The organism is Aeromonas lacus (assembly GCF_000764665.1).
Lineage (GTDB): Bacteria > Pseudomonadota > Gammaproteobacteria > Enterobacterales > Aeromonadaceae > Aeromonas > Aeromonas lacus.
Genome location: NZ_JRGM01000101.1, coordinates 1 through 590, shown reverse-complemented (window position 1 = coordinate 590; position 590 = coordinate 1). Strand labels below are relative to the sequence as shown.

The 590-nt window shown below is 30.8% G+C and carries 1 protein-coding gene; it reads left to right on the top strand.

The features are described 5' to 3' along the window. A partial coding sequence (locus LG31_RS20905; RefSeq protein WP_238567500.1) for a hypothetical protein occupies positions 1-488 on the top strand: 488 nt, incomplete at its 5' end. Positions 489-590: the final 102 nt, after the last annotated feature.

The window sequence follows — 590 nt, the reverse complement described above, 5'->3', positions numbered from 1 at the left end:
CTGGTAAGGATGTGATCGTTACCGTTCCAAGGTTGGGGTATAGAATAGACCATTCTATCTTTAAAATGTCTCATCAAAATACTCCTATCCTTAAAGAAAGCTCTGGCACTGTAAATCAAGGAATTGAAAGCAGAGGATATAAAAATATAATAAGAAAGACTCTTTCCAGTGCAATAATTGTTTTCATGATTTTTTCTGGCATATCAAATATCATCAGTAGTTGGCATGTTGATAATGATGATTTTCAATCTGATGCGATATATAAAACCACTCTTATGAATGGCAATGTGTTGTACAGTGATGCTCAGCTTAATGATAAATCATTACTTAATGAAATTTCTTGTAAGTGTGTTATTTTTTTTACTGAAAATAACATTTCCATTTATATTTTAGAAAGTAAAAAAGCAATGGAATTTACATTTGGGGAGAGCAGGTTAACGCTTGCAAAAATTAAAGAAATAAATAAAATTATATTGCAAGGTTTCTGATATGCCATATCATACTCTATTTTTAATAATCTCAACTATTTTTTACGTTTCCACAGAGTTGTTCGATGTAGACTCGCCATTTTCTTCTGGTCACTATAACAG